At 54.8% G+C, this 22,243-nt stretch carries 23 protein-coding genes; 13 read left to right on the top strand and 10 right to left on the bottom strand.

What is annotated here, in order from left to right:
- The first annotated feature begins 88 nt into the window (after positions 1-88).
- The 4 genes from ACOOGA_RS03370 (at position 89) to ACOOGA_RS03385 (ending at position 4,508) form a co-directional block, all read left to right on the top strand.
- Entirely contained in the window at positions 89-868 is a 780-nt protein-coding gene (locus tag ACOOGA_RS03370) for a TonB family protein (RefSeq protein ID WP_420429470.1), read from the top strand.
- A gap of 145 nt (positions 869-1,013) precedes the next feature.
- Positions 1,014-2,372: a cytochrome P450 gene (locus ACOOGA_RS03375; protein WP_417460302.1), complete on the top strand. Its 1,359-nt coding sequence runs from the start codon at positions 1,014-1,016 to the stop codon at positions 2,370-2,372.
- Positions 2,369-3,994 (top strand): GMC family oxidoreductase, encoded by a 1,626-nt coding sequence (locus ACOOGA_RS03380; RefSeq protein WP_417460303.1) that lies wholly within the window; start codon positions 2,369-2,371, stop codon positions 3,992-3,994. The genes ACOOGA_RS03375 and ACOOGA_RS03380 overlap by 4 nt, the downstream gene beginning before the upstream one ends.
- Before the next feature lie 70 nt (positions 3,995-4,064).
- A complete protein-coding gene (locus tag ACOOGA_RS03385; protein ID WP_417460304.1) occupies positions 4,065-4,508 on the top strand; it encodes a universal stress protein in 444 nt (147 codons plus the stop codon).
- On the opposite strand, the gene ACOOGA_RS03390 is transcribed toward ACOOGA_RS03385, so the two are convergent.
- Complete coding sequence (locus ACOOGA_RS03390; RefSeq protein WP_417460305.1) at positions 4,405-6,096, bottom strand: ATP-binding protein; 1,692 nt, start codon at positions 6,094-6,096, stop codon at positions 4,405-4,407. The genes ACOOGA_RS03385 and ACOOGA_RS03390 overlap by 104 nt on opposite strands.
- A gap of 465 nt (positions 6,097-6,561) precedes the next feature.
- Here ACOOGA_RS03390 and ACOOGA_RS03395 point away from each other — a divergent pair, with 465 nt between their 5' ends.
- Entirely contained in the window at positions 6,562-6,951 is a 390-nt protein-coding gene (locus ACOOGA_RS03395) for a DUF423 domain-containing protein (RefSeq protein ID WP_417460306.1), read from the top strand.
- 8 nt (positions 6,952-6,959) lie between these two features.
- Here ACOOGA_RS03395 and ACOOGA_RS03400 read toward each other — a convergent pair whose 3' ends face one another.
- From ACOOGA_RS03400 to ACOOGA_RS03410, 3 genes are read right to left on the bottom strand one after another with little or no spacing between them, the layout of a single operon-like run.
- Positions 6,960-8,321: an ATP-binding protein gene (locus ACOOGA_RS03400; protein ID WP_417460307.1), complete on the bottom strand. Its 1,362-nt coding sequence runs from the start codon at positions 8,319-8,321 to the stop codon at positions 6,960-6,962.
- Positions 8,318-8,989 (bottom strand): response regulator transcription factor, encoded by a 672-nt coding sequence (locus tag ACOOGA_RS03405; protein WP_417460308.1) that lies wholly within the window; start codon positions 8,987-8,989, stop codon positions 8,318-8,320. The genes ACOOGA_RS03400 and ACOOGA_RS03405 overlap by 4 nt, the downstream gene beginning before the upstream one ends.
- 41 nt (positions 8,990-9,030) lie before the next feature.
- Positions 9,031-9,351 carry a PepSY domain-containing protein gene (locus ACOOGA_RS03410; RefSeq protein ID WP_417460309.1) on the bottom strand — a complete coding sequence of 107 codons (321 nt, stop codon included), beginning with the start codon at positions 9,349-9,351 and terminating at the stop codon, positions 9,031-9,033.
- Positions 9,352-9,528: 177 nt separating this feature from the next.
- On the opposite strand from ACOOGA_RS03410, the gene ACOOGA_RS03415 reads away from it, so the two are divergent.
- On the top strand, positions 9,529-10,353 hold the full coding sequence (locus ACOOGA_RS03415) for a universal stress protein (RefSeq protein ID WP_420429472.1): 825 nt from the start codon (positions 9,529-9,531) through the stop codon (positions 10,351-10,353).
- Positions 10,354-10,453: 100 nt separating this feature from the next.
- Positions 10,454-11,581 carry a glycosyltransferase gene (locus tag ACOOGA_RS03420; RefSeq protein ID WP_417460311.1) on the top strand — a complete coding sequence of 376 codons (1,128 nt, stop codon included), beginning with the start codon at positions 10,454-10,456 and terminating at the stop codon, positions 11,579-11,581.
- An 18-nt stretch (positions 11,582-11,599) separates the two neighbouring features.
- Here the strand turns inward: ACOOGA_RS03420 and ACOOGA_RS03425 are convergent, their stop codons facing one another.
- The 5 genes from ACOOGA_RS03425 to ACOOGA_RS03445 form a co-directional block, all read right to left on the bottom strand.
- Entirely contained in the window at positions 11,600-12,601 is a 1,002-nt protein-coding gene (locus ACOOGA_RS03425; protein ID WP_417460312.1) for an aminoglycoside phosphotransferase family protein, read from the bottom strand.
- A gap of 78 nt (positions 12,602-12,679) precedes the next feature.
- Positions 12,680-13,075 carry a phosphopantetheine adenylyltransferase gene (locus ACOOGA_RS03430; protein ID WP_417460313.1) on the bottom strand — a complete coding sequence of 132 codons (396 nt, stop codon included), beginning with the start codon at positions 13,073-13,075 and terminating at the stop codon, positions 12,680-12,682.
- Positions 13,076-13,143: 68 nt separating this feature from the next.
- A complete protein-coding gene (locus tag ACOOGA_RS03435) occupies positions 13,144-14,376 on the bottom strand; it encodes an MFS transporter (protein ID WP_417460314.1) in 1,233 nt (410 codons plus the stop codon).
- A gap of 86 nt (positions 14,377-14,462) precedes the next feature.
- Complete coding sequence (locus tag ACOOGA_RS03440; RefSeq protein ID WP_417460315.1) at positions 14,463-15,221, bottom strand: enoyl-CoA hydratase; 759 nt, start codon at positions 15,219-15,221, stop codon at positions 14,463-14,465.
- A complete protein-coding gene (locus ACOOGA_RS03445) occupies positions 15,218-15,679 on the bottom strand; it encodes a MarR family winged helix-turn-helix transcriptional regulator (RefSeq protein ID WP_417460316.1) in 462 nt (153 codons plus the stop codon). The genes ACOOGA_RS03440 and ACOOGA_RS03445 overlap by 4 nt, the downstream gene beginning before the upstream one ends.
- A 230-nt stretch (positions 15,680-15,909) precedes the next feature.
- On the opposite strand from ACOOGA_RS03445, the gene ACOOGA_RS03450 reads away from it, so the two are divergent.
- On the top strand, positions 15,910-16,566 hold the full coding sequence (locus tag ACOOGA_RS03450; RefSeq protein WP_417460317.1) for a CatB-related O-acetyltransferase: 657 nt from the start codon (positions 15,910-15,912) through the stop codon (positions 16,564-16,566).
- Between the two features lie 100 nt (positions 16,567-16,666).
- Positions 16,667-17,896, top strand: a complete 1,230-nt coding sequence (locus ACOOGA_RS03455; protein WP_417460318.1) for a potassium/proton antiporter — start codon at positions 16,667-16,669, stop codon at positions 17,894-17,896.
- On the opposite strand, the gene ACOOGA_RS03460 is transcribed toward ACOOGA_RS03455, so the two are convergent.
- Positions 17,893-18,102 carry a cold-shock protein gene (locus ACOOGA_RS03460; protein WP_417460319.1) on the bottom strand — a complete coding sequence of 70 codons (210 nt, stop codon included), beginning with the start codon at positions 18,100-18,102 and terminating at the stop codon, positions 17,893-17,895. The two genes, ACOOGA_RS03455 and ACOOGA_RS03460, sit on opposite strands and share 4 nt — an antisense overlap.
- Before the next feature lie 194 nt (positions 18,103-18,296).
- On the opposite strand from ACOOGA_RS03460, the gene ACOOGA_RS03465 reads away from it, so the two are divergent.
- The 4 genes from ACOOGA_RS03465 (at position 18,297) to ACOOGA_RS03480 (ending at position 22,226) form a co-directional block, all read left to right on the top strand.
- Positions 18,297-19,271, top strand: coding sequence for a patatin-like phospholipase family protein (locus ACOOGA_RS03465; protein WP_417460320.1), 975 nt, complete (start codon positions 18,297-18,299; stop codon positions 19,269-19,271).
- A 79-nt stretch (positions 19,272-19,350) separates the two neighbouring features.
- Positions 19,351-20,187: an aminoglycoside 3-N-acetyltransferase gene (gene aac(3), locus ACOOGA_RS03470; protein WP_417460321.1), complete on the top strand. Its 837-nt coding sequence runs from the start codon at positions 19,351-19,353 to the stop codon at positions 20,185-20,187.
- A 160-nt stretch (positions 20,188-20,347) separates the two neighbouring features.
- Complete coding sequence (locus ACOOGA_RS03475) at positions 20,348-20,920, top strand: helix-turn-helix domain-containing protein (protein ID WP_417460322.1); 573 nt, start codon at positions 20,348-20,350, stop codon at positions 20,918-20,920.
- 109 nt (positions 20,921-21,029) lie between these two features.
- Positions 21,030-22,226, top strand: coding sequence for a glycine C-acetyltransferase (locus tag ACOOGA_RS03480; protein WP_417460323.1), 1,197 nt, complete (start codon positions 21,030-21,032; stop codon positions 22,224-22,226).
- The last annotated feature ends 17 nt before the right edge of the window (positions 22,227-22,243 follow it).

The following is a 22,243-nucleotide window of genomic DNA, read 5'->3' on the forward strand; positions in this document are numbered from 1 at the left end:
ATCGAAAGTTGCAATGCTATAACCCAGCTTATAGGTTGTTGGGAACGGGCATTGGACACCGATATCAGCCATATTTCTTGGGGAAATAGTGTTGCAAAATAAGACATTAACAACCTTCTACGGGTTATATTTTGCTGCATTGGCCTGCACTACGCCTGTATATGCACTGGAAGATGGCGATCCGCAGGACGGCATGTGGCTGATGTCGAAATGCGCCAACCCTGGCCTTGCTTACGCTGTCAAAAAACAGCGCCTTGAAGGCTATGTAACGGTGATGTTTGATATCGCACCCGAGGGCGATGTCGAAAACATTCGTATTGAAGAAAGCGTACCTGAAGGCGTGATGGACGACTATGTCACCCGCGCCCTGAACCGCTGGCAGTATTTTGGTTATGTGAAGGATGCTGAAATCGCGCGCCGCGAAGATGTGAAGCTGACCTTCACTTTTGGCGCCGCCGACAACCACATCTGCACGCACACCAAACTGCCTGAACTGCCATCTTCGGTTGGCAACCCCCAGGACCCGCACCAGAACATGAAATCCTGCATGACACTTGAAATGCCCAGGAAAGCCGCCCGCAAGAAGAGACAGGGGTTGGTAGAATTCAGCTTTGACATCACCGCTGAGGGTGCTGTCGAGAATATCTCCCCACTTTCCGGCAACCAGAACTCTGAATTCAGTGACCGCGCGGAAAATGCGCTGAAACGTTGGCAGTATCATCCCTTCCTGGCGGCCGGAAAGCCCGTAAAGCGGGAAGGAGTTCAGGTACAATTTCACTTTGGGGACCTGCCTGAGGGCGCATCCAGCAACCGCTGTAGCTACGCCCCGTGGCACGCCACACAAAAGACCATGCCTGTGAACCAATAATCATCGATCAGCCTGCCACCAACGCGCCGCCTCGCTGTGCTCATCAACTCATCGATTGTCGGTTTGACAGCGGCCAATACCGGCTTATAGTTATTTCTAGACTATCCAGTTCCGTTTTTGACAACTAACGTGTTGGGGGACGCATATGCGGACGGCAGCGGAAGGCAGCGCATCGGGGAAGGGTGCGCAACTTAAAGATATTCCAGGTGAGACCGGGTGGCCGATCATTGGTCATACCATGCAGGTGCTCAAGAACCCGGTAGGGTTTGGCCAGTATATGCGCAAGAAGTATGGAACCGTTTACCGGTCCAACAGCTTCTTCCGTGACACGGTCAACCTTCTTGGGCCTGAGGCCAATGAATTTGTATTGATGGATAAAGGGCGCAATTTCTCAAGCGAGAAAGGCTGGGCGCCCTATCTTGAAAAGCTGTTCCCGCGCGGGCTGATGCTGATGGACTTTGATGAGCACAAAGCTCACCGTCACATTATGGCCGCCGCCTTCAAATCTGGCCCGATGAAAGGCTATCTTGAACGGCTCAATGACGATATGCCCGAACGCATCAAGGCGTGGGGCAAAGCGGGCAGCTTCCAGTTCTACCCGGCAATCAAGCAGCTCTCCCTTGATATGGCGACAACCGTGTTCCTCGGTCTTGAGCCTGGGGACGACAGCCGCAAGGTCAACAAAGCCCTCACCGACATGGTTGCGGCGAGTGTGGGCATTGTGCGCGTCCCCATCCCCGGAAGCCTGATGGCCAAGGGCGTGAAGGGACGAGCCTTTATGGTGGACTTCCTGCGCAAGCTGATCCCTGAGCGACAGAACAGCAAATCCACCGATATCTTTACCCAGCTTTGCCAAGCCAAAGATGACGAAGGCAATACGTTCACCGATCAGGAGATCATCGACCATATGATCTTCCTCTGGATGGCGGCGCACGACACCATCACCAGTTCCGTCACCACCCTCGTGTATGAACTGGGCCGCCACACAGAATGGCAGGAAAAATTGCGCACTGAGATCAAATCCCTCGGGCTAAATGATGACCGCCTGCCCTACGACAAGATGAACGAACTGACGCTCACGGAATATGCGTTCAAAGAAGCCTTACGCATGAACCCGCCTGTGCCAGCTGTCGCACGCGAGACAGTGCGCGATGTTGAATATGCGGGCCACATCATCCCCAAAGGAACGGTCATTGGCATCAGCATGGTGTCTACCCACCGTGACCCGGAAGTGTGGGACGACCCGCAAAATTTTGACCCCATGCGCTTTTCGCCAGAAGGCGGCCTAAGGTCTCGGCACCGGTTTGCATGGGTGCCCTTTGGTGGCGGCGCACATATGTGCCTCGGGCTTCATTTTGCCTATATGCAGGCCAAGGTGATCATAACGCACCTGCTGCCGCATTATGAAATTTCGCTGCCTGAAGGCTATGAAACCACCTTCCAGATCATGCCGCTGATCAAGCCGGTAGATGGCCTGCCCCTTACATTGAAAGCAACCGTATGAGTGACAAGACCTTCGACTATATCGTGGTAGGCGCAGGCTCAGCCGGGTGTGCCATGGCGGCAAGGCTCAGTGAGAACAGCAACATCGCTGTTCTCTTGATCGAAGCAGGCAAAAAAGACGGCCAGATGGCCGTAGAGGCACCGGGCATGATCATCAAGGTGGTCCCGCCCAACAAGCTAAATTGGAATTATTGGACGGAACCGCAAACTGAGCTTGAAGGCCGCAAGCTTTATTGGCCACGCGGCAAGGTGCTTGGCGGTTCCTCTTCCATCAACGGGCTACTTTACGTGCGCGGCCACGCCCGCGATTATGATGAATGGGCCCAGCTTGGTTGCAAGGGCTGGACTTTTGACGATGTTCTGCCTTACTTCAAAAAGGCCGAAGGCAGCGACCGCCCGGCCGATGACTTGCACAGCACGGACGGCCCACTCAAGACCACACAGCATACATCTGATAGCCCTATCAATCTCGCATTCCTGAATGCCGCAGCAGAAATGGGCCTGCCCCATACGGATGATTTCAACGGCCCGAACCAGGAAGGCGTGGGCTGGTACGACCAAACCATTCGGGACGGAAGGCGGCAAAGTGCGGCGAAAGCTTATCTGCGCGAAGCGTCAAAGCGGCCCAATCTCACGATCCTGACCGAAGCCCAAGTGCGCCGCGTGATCCTGAAAGGGCACCGCGCCACCGGCATTGAACTGAGCCGCAAAGGTCGCCTAGAGACATGGCACGCAGGCCGCGAAGTTATCCTGTGTGGCGGTGCCATCAACAGCCCGCAGCTTTTGCAGCTTTCCGGCATCGGTGACCCGGAAGATATTCAATCAGTGGGCTTGCCGGTGATGCATGAGCTTAAGGGTGTTGGCAAAAACATGCAGGACCATCTGGACCTGACCGTTTATGCCCACCTCAAGGACCCGATTTCAGTTTACCGGTATCAGGCACCGCACCGGGGCCTGCCGGAGCTTTTCAAATGGCTCCTCAAAAAACCCGGGGTACTGTCTGACTGTGTGACACCTGTTGGAGCTTTCCTCAAAACCGATCCCGCACTTGAACGGCCCGATATCCAGTTCCACATCATGCTGGCGATGGCGGATAAACCACATGGTTTTGAAGATGCGCACGAGCATGGCTACGGTGTTCATGTGTGCCAGCTTCGCCCGCACAGCCGGGGCACTATCAGCCTGCGTTCAAACGACCCGCTCGCGCCCGCAAAGATCGACCCTCGTTACCTAAGTGCAAATGAAGACCTGCGCGTGATGCGGGAAGGCGTGAAAACTGTGCGCCGCCTGATGCACCAGCCAGCCCTTATGAACCTGACCGCGCGGGAAAAAGACCCGTGGTTTGGGGTGGATATTGATGATGACACCACAACCGAAGCCATTATCCGCAAAAAGGCCGAGACGATCTATCACCCCGTGGGGACCTGTGCAATGGGACCAAAGGACAATGCATCAAGCGTTGTGGACCCCGAGCTGAAAGTGATTGGCATCGAAGGGCTTCGGGTTGTTGATGCTTCCGTTATGCCAAGGCTTATAGGTGGCAACACCAACGCGCCCACAATCATGATCGCGGAAAAATGCGCGGATATGATCAAGGCAAGCCTGAAGCTCGAGATAGCTTGACGCAAATCAAGGCCGCAGCCGTTAATCATCGATAGAGTACCCCCAATCATCCATTTGAAAGGGGATACTCATGACGAAAAAGAACAATCTCTATCTTGTTGCAGTTGACGGCAGTGAATGGGGCGAGCGCGCAGCCGATCATGCCGTCGGTCTTGCCCAGAAAACTGGTGCCGAGGTTCGTTTAATCACGGTTATTCCATGGTCTGGTCTTCAGCCCATGACCCTTGAGGAAATCTCCACACGGCCAGTAGAGAGGGAAGAGGAAGAGCACTCGGCCCATTCACAGATTTTTGGGCCCATCCTTCAGAAACATGAAAAGAGCGGCGTGTCCATGACATCAGAGTTTCACTGGGGCCACCCGGTGAAAGTCATTCGCGAGCGCGCGAAAGCGGAACGCCCGGCTTTTGTTTTCACTGGTCGTAGGGGTCGCTCCCGCGTCGGGGATCTAATTCTGGGGAGTGTGGCAAATTCGCTCGCTCATTCTCTGGGCGTACCAATTGTCCTTGTTCCCTAGCAAATACCCTAGACTTGTCGCGCTTATGCTCCTCAATCGCGCGCGCCATGGCTTCGAAAAGCTTTGGCGGGTCGACCGGTTTGCTGTGATAACCGTCCATCCCAGCCTCAAGGAATAGCTCACGGTCCCCGCCCATGGCGTGGGCCGTAAGGGCGATAATTGGCACACGGCCATTGCGGCCTACGAGCGAACGGATCAGGGCGGTTGCCTCCAGTCCATCCATCACCGGCATGCTGATATCCATCAGGATAATGTCGAACGGTTCCTGGATCTGCACAGCCGTCACGGCTTCCTGTCCATTTGTGGTCAGCACAACCGAGTGACCTTGGTTCTCTAAAAGTTTACAGATCAGTGTCTGGTTGATCGGGTTATCTTCGGCGACAAGAACACGCCACGATCCCTGATCTTCTGTTCGCGCCGGTTTGCTTTTACCACTCTCCGTCGCAAGGCCCGTGTGTTCATCTGCGACCTCAACCGGCAATGAAACTGTAAAGGTCGTGCCTTGCCCGACCCCGCTTTCTACCCTGATCTCGCCCCCAAAAAGCTCAACCAGCTCGTGGCAGATATAAAGCCCAAGCCCGGTTTTATTAAAAAGGCGCGAAATACCGGTCGAATCCATACGCAGCTTTTCAAAAAGCCCGTTGATCCGCGCGGGCGGGATACCAACACCGGTGTCGGCAACCTCAAACACCAGCGTGCCCTGCTCTGTCCCGCCAGAATAAGAGACATTCAGGCAAACACGGCCCCTGTCTGTGAACTTGAAGGCGTTGCTGAGCAAGTTTACAAGGATCTGCCTGATCTTGTGCACGTCAGCGCGGATAAAGGTAGGCAGCCCCTTTGGCAGGTCAACCACCCCCTGCACCCCTTTGACGGAGCCACTGGACGCAAACAGGTTCATCACGTCCTGCATCAGGCGCGGCAGGTTAAATGTCTCATGTGACAGCGTCACCTGACCAGCCTCCAGAAGGGACAGGTCGGTCATCTCGTTAATGAAATCGAGAAGCGATTGTCCTGACCGTACGAGGAGCTCAACATATTTGCGCTGCTCATGGTTAAGCTGTGTTCCTGCAAGCAGGTCCGCCACACCGAGTACACCGTTCACGGGTGTCCTGATCTGGTGGCCGATTGTAGCGAGAAACTCGAACCGTGCATCCGCTGCATTGTCAGCAACGCTGGGCGCCGTATCCGGCGTCACCGCTGGTGCAATAAGCGGCTTTTCACTTTGAACACTAAACTGGATAAGGCACAGCGGGTCCGCCCTCTCTTCACTAAGCGGCCTCAGCGTATGCAGATGACGCTTTGCCTTCAGCGGCTGTACGAGGATATTGACCGCGCCTAGCTCTGATATCTGGTTTCCTTTACCCGATGGCAGTCTGACCGACATGCCTTTCTCAAGCGCGGCTTCAACTTTCTCAACCAGGGAGGAATGTTTGATAGATGGCAACGCTTCCAGAAGCGTCTTGCAACAGGCCACTTCGCTCTCAATACCAGTTACCTGGACCATCCAGCGGTTCCAGAGGCGAATATCAAGCTGGGGCCCAACAACAACAAAGCCCATATTGGCGGTATTTATAATTTCCTGCAGCACTGCGGTCTCCTTACCTACCCTTGGTCAACTCTGCACCAAGGGCCCGGCATATTGCCGGAAACAAAAATCAGCGCCCCAACCTTTGCCTGATAGTTACCACTTGCCTCCTTCGGAAATCCCGGCGTTTTGGCTTCAAACCCACAAACACCAGACACCGCCCACACGTGCAACTATTTGCCTCTCTCAAGCAGCTCGACCCCCGTCCAACTGCGCGCACACCGTGCTAAATACAATTTTTACTGTAATAACTGTACCATAAATTACAGCCTTGCCAAGCATTGCTTTCATCAAATGATGAAGTCTGCAACGCTTGCTTTCCCTACCCTTTAGGGCAAATTAACACCAAGAAGTAGCCATGACTTCGCGCTTGCGCCCGACATATGTATCGTTATCATTGCTACCTCTGGGTGATAAAGATAACCTAGCATCACTCTGACAACAATAACCCGGAATAAAGGCCCTAATGTGAAAATCTCGACAGTAGCGGCGGTTGCCGCCCTTAACGGTTTTATCGCCACTGCCGCATCCGCACTTGGCGCCCATCTGCTTGCAAGCCGGATCGCAGAGCAGGACAAATCTCTTTTCACACAAGCAGCCACTTTCCAGTTTTATCACGCACTCGCGCTCCTTGGGCTTGCGTGGCTAATGAGCAGAGGCGACGGCACCCACATAACCGGCAGCCGCTCGGCCTACGCTTTCATCCTGGGTATAATAGCGTTTTCAGGTAGCCTTTACGTGCGTGCCGTTATGGGGCCCGGCAGCCTTGGTTCTTTTCACTGGATCACACCAATCGGGGGCCTTGCGCTGATGGCGGGATGGGGCTTAATGGCAGCAACTGCTTACAAGGGACGTTAGGCCTAAAGCTATTTTGCAGGCAACAGCAGGATAACCGCCAAGCCACCAAGGCTGGCTTCTTCAAGCGATGCCTGCCCGCCATATAGTTCAACGATATCACGCGCGATCGCGAGCCCAAGCCCTGTACCAGGCACATGTTCATCAAGTCGTTTTCCGCGCTCAAACAAGGTTTCGCGCTCATCCGCTGGCACGCCTGGGCCGTCATCTTCCACCCGAATTTCCATCATCGGGCGGCGATGCTGTGAGGTAACCGGCGCAGCGGTCAGGCGCACGATTGAATGCGCCCATTTACCGGCATTATCAACGATGTTGCCCAGAAGCTCGTCGAAGTCTTCTTTTTCACCGTCAAATTTGAGCTCACTCGGGCATGTCACCTCAACACTCAACCCTTTGTCACGGTTTAGTCGCTCGATAGCCCGGCCGAGCTTTTCCACCCGTTCCTGAATTGGCAAGCCCGGTCCGCTACCGCCTCCAGCAATGCGCGCGCGCTTCAGGTGGTGATCGATATGGTCACGGATGCTTTTGGTTTGTAGGGTAATGGCCTGGCCCTTTTTACTATTATCGCCCTCAACCTCGTTGAGGATAACGCTCAGCGGTGTTTTCAGCGCGTGCGCCAGATTGCCCACATGCGTGCGGGCCCGATCCACCAACTTTTCGTTCTGATCCACAAGGGCGTTAATCTCTTGCGCGAGAGGCTTCAGGTCTTCCGGCCAGTCCCCTTCAATTCGCGCTTTATGACCGCTACGCACCTCTGTAAGTGCGCGTCTCAGGTTCCTGAGCGGTCGGAGCCCATAAGCCACCTGAATAACAAGCGCGAGCGACACCGTGAGCATGATAAGCGCAAGCGCACCCATCAAAAGCCAGTTAAACTGGGCGATAGCCTCCCGCACCTCCGCGGTGTCAGTACCGACCTGATAGCGGAAAATGCGGTCGGCTTCAGGCAGGATGATATCCCGCTCCGCCATACGGAGCATCTGGCCGTCCGGCCCTTCCACTTCTGAAAGCCGGAGGGAAAAGGCGCGTGCGTTCAGGTCAGGCGTAAGCTCAAAATCCCACAAACTGCGGGAGCGAAACGGCGGGTTGTCTATCTCGGAAATCTGCCAATACCAGCCTGAATAGGGGGCGGCGAAACGCTGGTCCAGTAGTGGCTGGCTGAACCTCAACACGCCTTCGGGAGAGATTTCACTGATTCCCACCATGGTGTCGATCTGCATCTCAAGCTTCTGGTCGATATCACGCAGAACGTAGGAGCGAAAAGCAAAAGAAAGCAGCATGCCACCAATGGCAAGGGCTGCGGCAGACCACAGGAGGGCGGACAGCAAAAGCCGCCCGGTAAGGGATCTGAAAAAACGGCCAGAAGCCGTGATCACGCCTTACCCTCCTGCCATTCAAGCCGATACCCAAGCCCGCGCACTGTGCCAATGATCGGCACGTCCAGCTTTTTCCTGATCCGGTTCACAAACACCTCAATTGTGTTCGAATCCCGGTCAAAATCCTGATCATAGATATGTTCGGTCAACTCGGTACGTGAGATCACCTTGCCTTCGTGGTGCATCAGGTAAGAGAGCAGCTTGAATTCCTGTGCGGTCAGCTTGATCGCGCGACCATCCACACTTACACGTCCGTTTCGCGTATCGAGAATAACAGGGCCACAGCTAAACTGCGGGCTGGATTGCCCGACAGAGCGGCGGATGAGCGCACGAAGCCGCGCCAGCAGCTCTTCCATCATGAACGGTTTGGTCAGGTAATCATCTGCACCTGCATCCAGGCCTTCAACCTTGTCGGTCCAGCCGTCGCGAGCGGTGAGGATAAGCACCGGCATTTCGCGGCCGTCTGAGCGCCATTTCTTGAGCACGCTCGCGCCGTCCATGATCGGAAGGCCAAGATCCAGGATAATGGCGTCGTAAGGCTCAGTATCACCGAGGAAATGGCCGTCTTCGCCGTCTTCCGCATGATCAACCGAATAGCCAACGTCTATCAGACTTTGTTTCATCTGCGCCGCCAGCGCCGCATCATCCTCAACAATCAAAATCCGCATAAGTCTTTCCCCATCAAGGTGGAACCCGCATCGGCTGGGCCCTATCGTGTGCGCAGAATCTCACCAGTTTGTGCGTTAACTATGGCAACCATAACTCTGCCATCTTTACGCCTGACTCTAAGGTCGTATTGCCAACCACGGTTGGTACGGCGGAGTTGCTGGCCAACCACCACACCGTTCAGTTTCGATTCGGCAATGCGTTTGATTTTTGAATAGGGCATGACGTCGCCGCGCTTGATCGCTTTCAGCACGTCATCCTGTTCATCTGCCGCGAGCACAGCCCAACTGGTGCCGGAACCCGATGGATGTGGCATCAGCGGCAGCGCTGCGATCAAGAGTACAATATAAATAAGTCGTTTCATGGGTTATACTCTTACTGTGACGGCAGTGAACGCTTGATGAACCGTTCTTGGTCTTATTTGTTACTTTTGATCCAAATCAAAGACCAAACCCGGCCAATGTCTCAATACCTTCTATAGGGCCGAAACCAGAAGGAGGCAAATTCGATGAAATCTATTCTGCTCCCCCTCACTTATTGCGTGGATACAGAAACGTTAAGCCGTATCGCGGCAGACCTGACTTTGCGCTTTCGTGCGTCACTGCACGGGTTGTTCATTCGGCCTGATCCGCGCCTCGCCATCCCCTTCATGGGCGAAGGCTTGACAGCAGACATGATCCAGCAGCTTTGCGACACGGCGGAAAAGGAAGGCTTGGCCAATGCTGCAAAAGCCGAAAAGGATTTTCGAGCCTGCATGCAGGCCGCAGATATCAAGATTCTGAAGGGCGATGAGCATAGTGATCATGCCCGCGCCCGCTGGACGACAGTGACTGGCCAGATAACTGACCATGTTGGCAGGCGTGCCCGCACCGCCGACCTTGCCATCTGCAATAAACCAGACAGCGAAATCCCTGATAGTGACGATATCTTCCACGACCTGATCTTCCGCTCCGGCCGGTCTGTATTGATGGTGCCTTCGGGCTACACCCGCGAAGTTGGTCGCCACGTGATGATCGCCTGGAACGGCAGAGCGGAAGGCGCACGCGCCGTGGGCGGTGCCATGCCCATGCTCATTGATGCAGAGAAAGTCACCGTGGTGCAGATCGGCGATATGGACGACGCGCGCCCCGGCCTTGACGACATCAAAGCCTACCTTGGTGAGTACGGCATCAAAGCCCGTGCGCGACATGAAAATGTGGAAGACAATTCTATCGGCAACCAATTGCTCACGCTCGCCGCAGATATAGCCGCAGATACCATCGTTTTGGGCGCCTATTCCCACTCCCGCTGGCGCGAGTTGGTACTCGGTGGTGTAACTCGGCATATCGTGGCGAAAAGCAAATTGCCCATTTTCATGAGCCACTGATCACTTTTACGCGAAACACCGATAGCCTTTCCCGCTTGATCTCACCCCCCTCCTGCCAGTATGACAGGAGGGGAAATCAGATGCGACTGGGAGCACAGCGTTGTCGGTTAAACCACGGATATTGCATGTTTTCCCGTCCTTCGAGGTTGGCGGCGCCCAGCGTCGGCTCGTGAGCCTGATCAACCGAAGGCAAGGCCGCTTCACCCATTCCGTATTTGCCATGAATGGTTGTTACGATGCGCTATCGCTTATCCGCGACGTGGCAATTCCCAAAGAAGAACTGCCCCGCTTCCCAGACAAAAGCGGGCTTTCAGCCATTCGCGCTTGCAGCAAGCTGATCAAGGAATACACGCCCGACCTGCTGATCACCTATAACTGGGGCAGCGTTGAATGGGCACTCTCGAACCTCCTCAACAAAAAATGCCCGTCCGTTCACATTCAGGATGGTTTTGGCCCGGACGAGCAGACACGCGAAAAGCTGCACCGCAAGCTTACCCGCATGATTGCTTACCAGGCCTGTGACGGTGTTGTGGTGCCCTCTCATACGCTTGAGACGATCGCCCGCCGCAGTTGGCACATCCGCTCGCGCAAATTACACTATATCCCTAACGGCATCGACGTTGAACGTTTCATCTGCCCGCCTGACCGCGCATTGATGGCGAAGCTGGGCCTTGAAAATGACCACCGCATCATCGGCACTGTTGCCGCCCTTCGACCTGAAAAAAACGTGGGCCGCTTGATTGAGGCGTTTGCGCAGGTCAGCGAGCTGTACCCAAAAGCGCGCCTTGTGATAGTGGGCGACGGCATAGGCATGAAACCGCTCAAGATGCTCACGGAACGCATCGGCCTTTATGACAAGGTGATTTTCACCGGCAATTTGGATAAGCCCGAAAACATCGTCTCAGCTTTTGAGATTTTTGCCCTGTCGTCTGACACTGAACAGATGCCGCTTTCTGTCATTGAAGCCATGTCGGCGGGTCTGCCTATTGTCTCCACCGACGTGGGAGATGTGGCGGAGATGGTCAGCTCCCAGAACGCGCCCTATGTGCAGGAAATCAGCGCAGGCGCGCTAGCCCGCAACCTTTCTGCCCTCCTCAACAGACCCGAAAGTGGCAAGCGCATCGGAGCGTCCAATCAAGCTAAAGCAAAGCATGACTTTTCACTCGAGGGCATGATCGACGCTTATGATGTGCTCTTTATGGATATCCTCGCGAAAAACCGCAAATAACCAAGCTTACATAGCAATCTAATAGGCGACGTCGGGGAAACCCGGCAGCATGGCGTATACAGCCTCTCGCACGCCTTCGAGCGCATCGGCCTGCAAACAGTTGTTCAGGTGGCGGTTCACGCGCGGCAGATGTTTGAGGTAGATATGTTTATTATCGCGCCTGCTGAGCCGAATAAAAAGCCCGGCGATCTTGGCGCTGCGCTGTGCGCCCAACAACATCATGTCTGAGGTGAAGGCCTCCCGGTCGACTCCCGGCACTCCCTTGAAATAACGCTCAAGCACCGCGGCGCGAATATCCGTGCCCACATCACAGCGTGCGTCTTCAATTAGCGAAATCACATCATAGGCGGGGGAGCCGATAAGCGCATCCTGATAGTCGAGCAGCCCACAGTGGCTTGTGTCAAACGTCCCGCCCACAATCATCAGGTTATCCACATGGAAATCCCTGAGCACGAGCGCATCCCTGCACTCAGCCACCCCTCCAAGCGCCGCTTCAAACGCTGTCATATACCGCGTGCGCTCCGCTGTGCTCACGCCTTGCCCGCGCACCGCTGGCACAAACCAATCCACAAACAGCGCGGCCTCCCGCAGCAGCGACGGCATATCATAAGGCGCAAGCGCGATATTACGCGCGTTCTTGTGGCTATGAAGTTTGATGAGAATATCGGTCGCGATCAGGTAAAGTGCGCGGGCATCTGTGCCTGCTTCCAGAAGGCGAGTGAAGGTATCATCGCCAAAATCCTCAATCAGCGCATACCCAAGTGTTCGGTCTTCCGCAAAAATGTCAGGCACACGCAAGCCAAGACTTTTGAGGTGCGTCGTCATATCAAGGTAGGCATTCAGGTTTTCACGCGGCGGCGGCGCATCCATCAGCATGCGGCACTCGTCCTCGAGGGTGAGGCGTTTGTAACTACGGTAAGACGCATCGGGGATAAGCGGCGTGATATCGGCACTGCCCCAGCCATGTTTCCTGAGGAAATCAAGCTGGTCGTCCGCGCGCATCACCGTACCGTCTGCCATATCAACCCTGCCTTCAACTCAATCACAGCCATCATCAATGGTTTCATATATCAGCAGAATCCAAAGGCGCAAATGCGATTACGCCGGGTCGGTCGTCTGGCCAGCGTTGAGGCGAGCAACCAGCAAGGGCACGGCAAACAGCACGCACCCGGCAACGTCGGTCCAGAAGATGTTTGTGAGCGCATCCGGTGAGCCGGAACCCAGGTAAAGCACGATGAACCCAAGCATACTCAGGTAACCGAGCATCATGGCGGGCGTACGCAGGCCCGCGCGAAAGCTTGCCAGAAGGATAAACCCGCCCAATATTCCAAACAGCATGGCACGGTGCTGCATCAAAAGGGTGAGTGTCGCGTCATCGCCTACCTCCACACCATAAAGGGCGCCAAGGGTGCTAGGGCCCATCACGCCCATGATCGGCACGAAATTGATCAACCCAACAAGCAGAAATACGATTTTGGTAAGCGGCTCAGTCATTTGGTCCTCCCCCGGTTCAGATAGCGCAAGTTTAACCCTGAGCAATCAGAAAGGCCAATCGCTTTTGCCTATTCCGCCGCGATGGGGACAGAGCGGTGCCCCACCACCACCTCATTGCCCGGCAAGGGGGTGCGCGGCACATTGAGGGACAGTATGAGCGACACACCAGCCATGATGGCGCCTGCGATAAACACATAAACGGGCGAGATTGGCCATAGGAACGCGCCAAACAGGAACGGTATCGCAACAGCTGCTATATGGTTGATCGAGAAGCTCACGCTTGATGTGGCGGCAATGTCCCGTGCGTCCGCAATTTTTTGCAGGTAGCTTTTTTGTGCAATCGCGAACGAGAAGAACAGGTGATCAAGCACATAAAGCACCGCCGCCACCTCGGGCGTTGCCGCATAGGCATAACCAAGGAAGACGGCGATCAGGCCGATATATTCAACGATGAGCGCGTTCCGCTCCCCAAAACGGGTGATAAAACCGCCAAGCATGGGAGCAACAAACGACGTGATTATGTGGTTGGCGAGATAAAGCGCCGCCACTTCCGACGCTGAGTATCCAAATTTTGAGACAAGCAGGAAGCCCGCGAACACCACAAATATCTGCCGCCGGGCACCGCCCATGAAGGTGAGCGCATAATAAAGCCAGTAGCGTTTGCGCAGGATGATTTTCTTGTGCTGAACTTCATGCCCTTCATAGCGCGGAAACGTAGCCCAGATATAAAGCGCAAGCGCAACTGTCACGCCGCCGCCAAACATATAAAGCCAGATGAAATCAAGCCCCAAAAGCTCAAGCCCCAGCCATACAAGGCCGAATGCGGCGATAGATGCCACTGATTTGGCGGACATCTGCCAGCCAAGCGCTTTAGGCGCGATCTCTTTTGGCAGCCACTGTAAGGAGAGCGACATCTGGATCGTCTCAAAATAGTGGAAGCCGACCGACATGATGACAGTGGTGAAATAAAGCCCATATTCGGTAGGGAAAAACCCGGTCAGCGCAACCCCAAGCCCAAGGAGCGATAGCGACAGCACGGCAAAAACCTGCTCCCTCAATATCAGCAGTACAAACACCGCCGTGAACGCCAGAAAACCGGGTATTTCCCTGAGGCTTTGCAATATACCGATCTCGGTGCCGCCAAAATGGGCCTGATCGTGCGCAAAATTATTGAGCAGTGCCATCCATATGGAAAAACTGAAGGGCGCAGCCGCCGCCATCAGCACAAGGCAAACCTCTGGCGTGCGCCAGGTTTTCAACGGTTTTGCAGGGGTATCTGCGGGTTGATCGGTGTCGGCCAAGGTCGCCTCCTCATGACAGGGAAGCGACCTTACTCATTTTCTAAACTAAATTCTATAATTATCTAGGGCGTTATTGGCCCGCATCATCAGCCGAAATTTGGTTCGCGTTTCTGCATGAAGGCCATGATGGCCTCCATCAGTTCAGGCGAGGTCAGGCGTTCACCAAACAGCTTGCCTTCTTCCGCCATACGGGCAGCCACCGCGTCATGGTCGCCGCGCATCAGCTTTTTAGTAAGCTGCAGGGATTGCGGCGCTTTTTTCGCAAGCGTTACGGCAGCTTTTGTTGCTGCATCCACCAAATCCTCGGCTTTCAGGACCTTGGAGACAAGGCCCATGGTGTAAGCTTCGTCTGCGCTCACGCGCTTGCCAAGCATGAAAATCTCCGCCGCTTTAGCGTGGCCCACAAGGCGCGGCAGCAAAAGGGATGACGCCGCCTCGGGCACAAGCGCCAGATCAACAAACGGGGCCTGCAACACTGCATTTTCACTCGCATACACAATATCGGCGTGTAAAAGCATGGTGAGCCCAATGCCCACACCAATACCGTTCACGGCCATCACCAGCGGTTTTTTCGCATTCAGCAAACAGCCGAGGAACTGGGTCACCGGTGCATCAGCCCCAAGGGGTGGCGTATCGCGGAAATCAGCCAGGTCATTACCAGACGTGAACACATCACCAGCGCCCGTGAACATGATAGCGCGCACGCCGTCGTCCTCATCTGCTACCCGCATGGCCTCAACCATTTTGGCGTACATTGCGTGCGTGAGCGCGTTTTTCTTCTCCGGGCGGTTGAATGTGATGTGGAGAACACGGTCGCGAATTTCGGTAAGGATATGGTCGGTCATGGCTTCAGTCCTTCATCGTCAAGATCATGGCTGCCGAAGTTTTCGGCGCGTTCGATTATGGTTTCCAAAAAATTGGTAATGGTATCGCGTTTGCCGTCATCAAGGCCCTCCAGCAGATAGTCGTTGCTGGCTTTGATAATAACTTTGGATTGTTCGGCAATATCGCGCCCATAGGGCCTGAGGTAGAGCTCATAAGCCCGTCCGTCAGAGGTACTTGGCTTGCGCTCCACAAGGTCTTTTTGCTCCATCCGGTCCACGAGGCCCGACATGGCTGCGTTCTTCAGCCCCAGCGCCACGGCCACCGCGCCCATCATCGCCCCCTCGTGTTTTGAGAGATACAGCAGCATCGCGTTTTGTGCTGCGGTGATGCCGAAGCGGTTCATCAGCACCCGGTCAGCGGCACGAAAAATCGCCCGGTGGCTCATATGCAGGAGATGGAAGATGCGGGGGTCCGCCATTGGCTTTTATCCATATATTTCGTATGCGAACTATTTAGTTCGTATCCGAAATATATGCCTATGGCAAGCGCTATATGGAACACCCTGTTGCGATCCGGACAACCATATCCTATATGAATGACAAGAAGAGGAGCGTCCTGCCAATGAACAAAACTGCCTGAATATCCCCGCACCCGGCGTAGCTGGCGAAAGGGCTCACCAATTCCCCTTTTCCGGATATAGGTTTTGTTATGCAGAAACCCCCTTCAAATGGTGCAACGGCACCAAACCCCGACACTCGCTTTCCGCTTGCAGCAACCAAGCGCGTCGTTTTCCTCAAGTCTATCATGAGCGGCCCCAACATAAGCGTGGGCGACTATAGCTATTATGATGACCCTCATGAGCCTGAATGTTTTCAGGAACGTAATGTGCTCTATCACTATGAAGCAAACGGGGACCGACTTGAAATTGGTCGCTTTTGCGCGTTTGCGACGGGTACCACCTTCATCATGAATGGCGCCAACCACCGCATGGATGGGCCATCCACCTTTCCCTTCCCCATATTTGGGGAGAGCTGGGGTGAACATATGGACCTTCTTATGGGCCTGCCCTCAAAGGGCGACACGGTGGTCGGCCACGATGTATGGATAGGTTATAAGGCCATGATCATGCCGGGGGTCAGGATCGGCTCCGGCGCCATTATCGCAGCGGGTTCGGTGGTAACGGAAAACATACCACCCTATGCCATAGTGGGCGGAAACCCTGCCCGTGTGATCAAGATGCGGTTTGATGAAACCTTGGTAAAACGCCTGCTGGAACTGGAATGGTGGTTTTGGCCTATTGAGGACATCACCACCAACATTCGCGCCCTGATGGCCGGTAAAATTAATGACCTCACGCCACAATAGAGACAAATGGTTCATCAATTGATAGGATAGGGTAGCGGCTTCCTGCCGTATACCTACGCCAACCACCCCGATACACCAACATGAGGAGCCGACTGCCCCGATGGAAGCGCTGATTTTTATCCTCACCGGCATCGCTGTATTCAGCATCCTGATCGTGCCGTTATCTTCCAAGGTGCAAGCACCTATCCTCCTGCTCTTTCTAGGTTTTGGTATGCTGCTTGGCGAGGATGGCCCGGGCGGGATCGAGTTTGATAATTTCAGTTTCGCCTACACGTTGGGGTCTTTGTGCCTTGCCATGATCCTGCTCTCGGGTGGGTTGGATACAAAACTCAAGAACTTTAAAAAGGCGGGGGTGCCATCCGGCATTCTGGCCACTTTTGGTGTGCTGTTCACTGCGCTCATCGTTGGGGTGGCCTATCACTTCATTTTCGGCAGACCGCTGGCGGAAGGCATGCTGCTTGGTGCTGTTGTTGGCTCGACAGACGCGGCAGCCACCTTCATGATGCTCAACCACAGCAAAGTTGCACCGCGAACTAAAATCAAGGACACGCTGTTCATCGAATCTGGCCTCAACGACCCCATCGCCATTTTCATGACCCTCACTTTTGTCACCATTGTTGATACGGACGCAGATTTCACCCTTGGGTCCATCATCAGCGCGACTCCAAGCTTCATACAGCAAATGGGACTCGGCCTTGTTGGCGGCATAGCTGGTGGCGCCCTCGCGTCCTTCATCGTCAGCCGTGTCACACTGCCTTCAGGGCTGAATTCACCCTTTTTCCTGATGGCCGGTATGTGTACCTATTCTGGCGTTGCATTGGCGGGCGGTTCCGGCTTTCTGGCCGTTTACCTGTTCGGTGTTACGGTTGCAAACACCGGCGAGCATGGGAAAGAACGGCTGGCTCACTTTCATGAAGGCCTGGCGTGGCTGGCACAAATTGCTATGTTTGTCATGCTGGGTGTGCTCGTGACCCCAAGCGCACTGCCGGGAGTTCTTGGGGAGGGGCTTATCCTTGCCGCCATCCTCATCTTCATCGCCCGGCCCTTGGCAGTACTGTTGTGCCTTGCGCCGTTCAAGTTTTCACTGAATGAAAAGCTTTATGTTGGCTGGGTAGGCCTCAGGGGTGCTGTGCCCATCTTCCTTGCCATCATCCCGGTTATCAGCCCCGGCCCAATGACCCCGAACTTCTTCAACCTTGTGTTCATCATGGTTGGGGCGTCGCTCTTTATCCAAGGCTGGACTGTCTCACCCGCCGGACGGCTCTTCAAGGTCGAGGCCTGCAAAAAAACAACTGACGATAAACCCGTGGCCGCAAACCCGGATGATTAGGTGAGGCGCTTCAGGTCAGTCGCAACCGTGCGACCTTTTGGGCCTTCTTCCATCTCGAACGAAACCCTGTCGTCCTCATCAAGCGCGGGGATACCCGCTGCCTTAAGCGCGGAGATATGAACAAAAACGTCATCTGCACCTTCGTCTGGCGCGATAAAACCGTAACCCTTGCTCATGTTGAACCATTTCACTGTACCGGTAGCCACTTTAGCCCTCGTCCCTAGCGTCAAATTGCTGCTTATTCACACACCGACACGCCCAAAAGGTCAACCCCCCACATCCGCCTGCCGTATCCGCGACACCTCCCCTGCTCCCTATCAGCTAAATTTTTGAGGGAAATTTTTCCCGCACTGATGTAGGCTGGAAGGCATTGAGGTGGCAAACAAATGGGGGATTTCAAATGGCACAATTTGATCGTGCGCTCGTGCTTTCGGGCGGCAATGTAAAAGGCGCCTATCAGGCAGGCGCGGTAAAGGCGCTTCTCAACCACACCTTTCCGGACGGCAGCAAGTTTGCACCGAACGCCATTTATGGTGTCTCTGTCGGCTCAATGAATGGTGGCTTCCTCGCGGACCGCGCGGGCGCAGCCGTGCTTGCAGGCAACACCCCCGATTGGGGTGAGATCGGCAACGAGCTTGAAGCTTTCTGGCGCGACAACATCACCAGCTTTGCTTCCATCGGCAAAAAGCGCGGCACGCTAGGGCTGGTGGCAAATATTCTGTTTGGCAATTTTGATGGGTTGACCACCATGGATGGTGCCGCCAGCCTGGCCCGCGCCAATATCAAACCTGAAAACCTGCGCGCCAGCCCAGCATATTACGCCTGTGGTGTCACCAACATGGCAACGTGCGACTATTTCGACGCTGATGTTGATACTTTCGGTGACGATATCCTTGACTATGTGATTGCCTCCACCCGCGAACCGGTAGCCATGCCGCTGCTGTGGGTGAACAATATGCCGCTGGCGGACGGTGGGGTGCGTAATATCGCGCCTCTTAAACCCGCGATCAAACGCGGCGCAAAACAAATGGCTGTGATTGCCATGAAACCCGACCATATGACGCCGGATTATGCGCGGAAGAACTTCAAGAGCATCCTCAAGCTTCTGAAACGCACCATCGGCACGCTGACAAGCGAGATCATGAACAATGATCTGGACGAAGTGAAAAAGGTAAACCGGGCCTGCAAGGCACCGGGGGACCAGTTGCTAGCGCGCGGCAAACACATAATCGAGTTTATTGAGGTCCGCCCGGAAGACCGTTTGCCGATTGATGTGACCAACTTTAACGCAACCGATATCCAGAATCTGATAACCATGGGTGAAAATGAAGCCAAAGCCGCACTTGAAGCAGGGTGGCAAACCGGCGCGGACTAGAAGACTCCTAACAGCACTGTGATTTTCGGCTCGTGTCCATTCAGCGTAGTCTTCGGGCAATTGACCGTGAGGCAACCTGATGACAACAAACGCTCTTGGTAAAGATGGGCTCTGCAGCGAACTGCGAGCCCTTGGCATTAACCCCGGCGATACTGTTATGGTGCATGCTTCCTTGCGCGCGCTTGGCCCGGTTGAGGGCGGTGCAGACGGCGTGGTTCGCGCCCTGCATGATAGCGTATCACCGCGAGGGAACCTCATGGCCATGGTCTCATGGGCACACTCACCCTATGCTGAAACCCTGAATGGCCGGACCATGAGCGCGGCGCAGCGCGAGGCTTGGCCTGCCTTCGACCCCCGCACCGCACCACCTGAACCTGAATATGGCATATTGAACACAGCGTTTCTGCGCCAGAAAGATGTGGAACGTAGCAATCACCCGGATTCTTCCATGGCGGCAATTGGCCCTCAGGCGGCTTATCTGGTTCACCCGCATCCAAAGGACCATGCCTATGGTCCAGGCTCTCCGCTCGAACGTCTTGTCGCAATTGACGGCAAGGTGTTGCTGCTTGGTGCACCGCTTGATGCTGTCACTGTGCTTCATTACGCTGAAGCGCTGGCTGACATCCCGAACAAGCGGCGGGTGAGTTATGAAGCGCCTGTATTGGACAAGGCAGGCAAAAAAATCTGGCTCAGGGTCGATGAGCTGGATTCAAACGGCATCCTGGACTGTTACGCGCTTGAGGACGGCATGGACGCGGTTGAGACGATCGCCCTCGCCTATCTTGCTGACGGTCGGCATACACAAGGCAAGGTCGGGCGAGCGACCTGCTACCTGTTCGAGGCAGCCGACATTGTACAATATGGCGTTACATGGCTCGAAAATCGGCACGCCGCAACACCAGCCAATACACGGTAAGTGGGTGTGGCGAAACACGCCACACTTACGCCGCAAAAACGCGCACACTTTTCAGCAAAGTGTGGCGCTTTTTGCCACAGTTTCCTTTTGCTGGACGCATGGGAAAAATTCAATATAGTGAACAAATCAAGTTCGCACTCTCATACGCCAAGGACAGACCATGGCCCGCAATTCACCGCCTGACGTTGGGCAAAAAATCAAAGCTCTGCGCGCAGAGCATAAGCTCACGCTGGATGGGCTGGCCAAGAAGTCCGGCGTATCCAAATCCATGCTATCGCAAATTGAGCGCGGGCTTACCAACCCAACGCTTGCAACGCTATGGAGCCTGACCCAATCGCTGGGCATTGATATTGCGAGTCTCTTGGGTGCGCCAAATGAGGCGGACGATGAAGCGCCTGCTTTTGAAGTCGTAAAATCGTACCAGATACCAGAGATACAAAGCGCTGATGGCAAATGTGTGCTTAGAATTCTGGGGCCTATTGACCTTGTCTCACACACGGAATGGTATGATATGCGCCTGGAAGTTGGCGGCAAGCTGGCATCAGACGGCCACGGCGAAGGCACCGTTGAGCACCTGACCGTGCTTGAAGGCGCGCTGTGGGTTGAAAACGGTGGTGAAGAAAAGGTGTCTGAGGCCGGGGATACAGCCCGTTATGCGGCAGATATTCCCCATGTGATCGAGAACCGGGGCACCACGGGTGCGCGGGCGTTGATGATGGTTATCACGCCCTGAAAAACACAACATCACGCACAAAAACACACTTGAACAATATATTGAACAGTGTATTTAGTATATCGAACTCAAGGCAACGAACATTGCCCTAAAGCATGAAGGACAGACCATGAGCGACCGCTATAAAAGCTATCTTCTCGACCAGTTGGCGGAAGTAAAAGAAGCAGGCCTTTATAAGAGCGAACGGGTGATCACCACCCCGCAGTCGGCCTCTGTTCATGTGTCCGGCGCTGGCGACACAGACTATATTAACTTCTGCGCAAACAATTACTTAGGGCTTTCAAACGACCATGTTCTGGTAGAAACCGCCAAAGCGGCGCTCGACCGTCACGGGTACGGAATGTCGTCCGTTCGTTTCATTTGCGGCACGCAGGATGTACACAAGGAACTTGAAGCCAAGCTCGCCAAATTCCTGAAAACCGAAGATGTGATCCTGTACCCCAGTTGCTTTGACGCCAACGCAGGGCTGTTTGAGACCCTGTTGGGGCCCGAGGATGCCATTATCTCCGATGCACTGAACCACGCCAGCATTATTGACGGCGTAAGGCTTTGTAAAGCAAGGCGTTTCCGCTATGCCAACAACAATATGGCCGAGCTTGAGAAATGCCTCAAGGACGCGCAGGATGCGCGCTTCCGCCTGATCGCAACCGACGGGGTCTTCTCGATGGACGGCATTCTCGCCAACCTGCCTTCCATTTGTGACCTAGCTGAAAAATACGACGCCATGGTGATGGTAGATGACAGCCATGCTGTTGGTTTCATTGGCGAAAATGGCGCCGGCACGCCTGAGCACTTTGGTGTGCAAGACCGTGTGCACATCGTTACTGGCACCCTTGGCAAGGCACTTGGCGGCGCATCTGGCGGTTATACGGCTGCAAGCGCTGAGGTGGTAGACTGGTTGCGCCAGCGCTCCCGCCCTTACCTGTTTTCCAATACCCTGGCGCCTGTGATTGCGGCAACGTCCTTGAAGGTGCTCGAGCTTCTTGAAGCGGGCTCAGAACTACGTGACAGGGTGCACGCAAATGCGGCGCGCTTCCGGGAAGGCATGGAAAAACAAGGCTTTACGCTCGCAGGTGCCGGGCACCCCATTATCCCTGTAATGCTGGGTGACGCTGCCCTCGCCGCCAAAATGGCAGAGAAACTTCTCGAAGAAGGTATCTTTGTGATCGGCTTCTCTTTCCCGGTGGTGCCAAAGGGCCAGGCGCGTATCCGCACCCAGATGTCTGCGGCCCACACATCAGAACAAATCGACCGCGCGGTTGAGGCCTTTGGCCGCATCGGGCGGGAACTCGGCGTCATTTCCTAAGGAAATCCGCCCTTTTC

The sequence above is a fragment of the Kordiimonas sp. genome (assembly GCF_965216265.1).
GTDB lineage: Bacteria > Pseudomonadota > Alphaproteobacteria > Sphingomonadales > Kordiimonadaceae > Kordiimonas.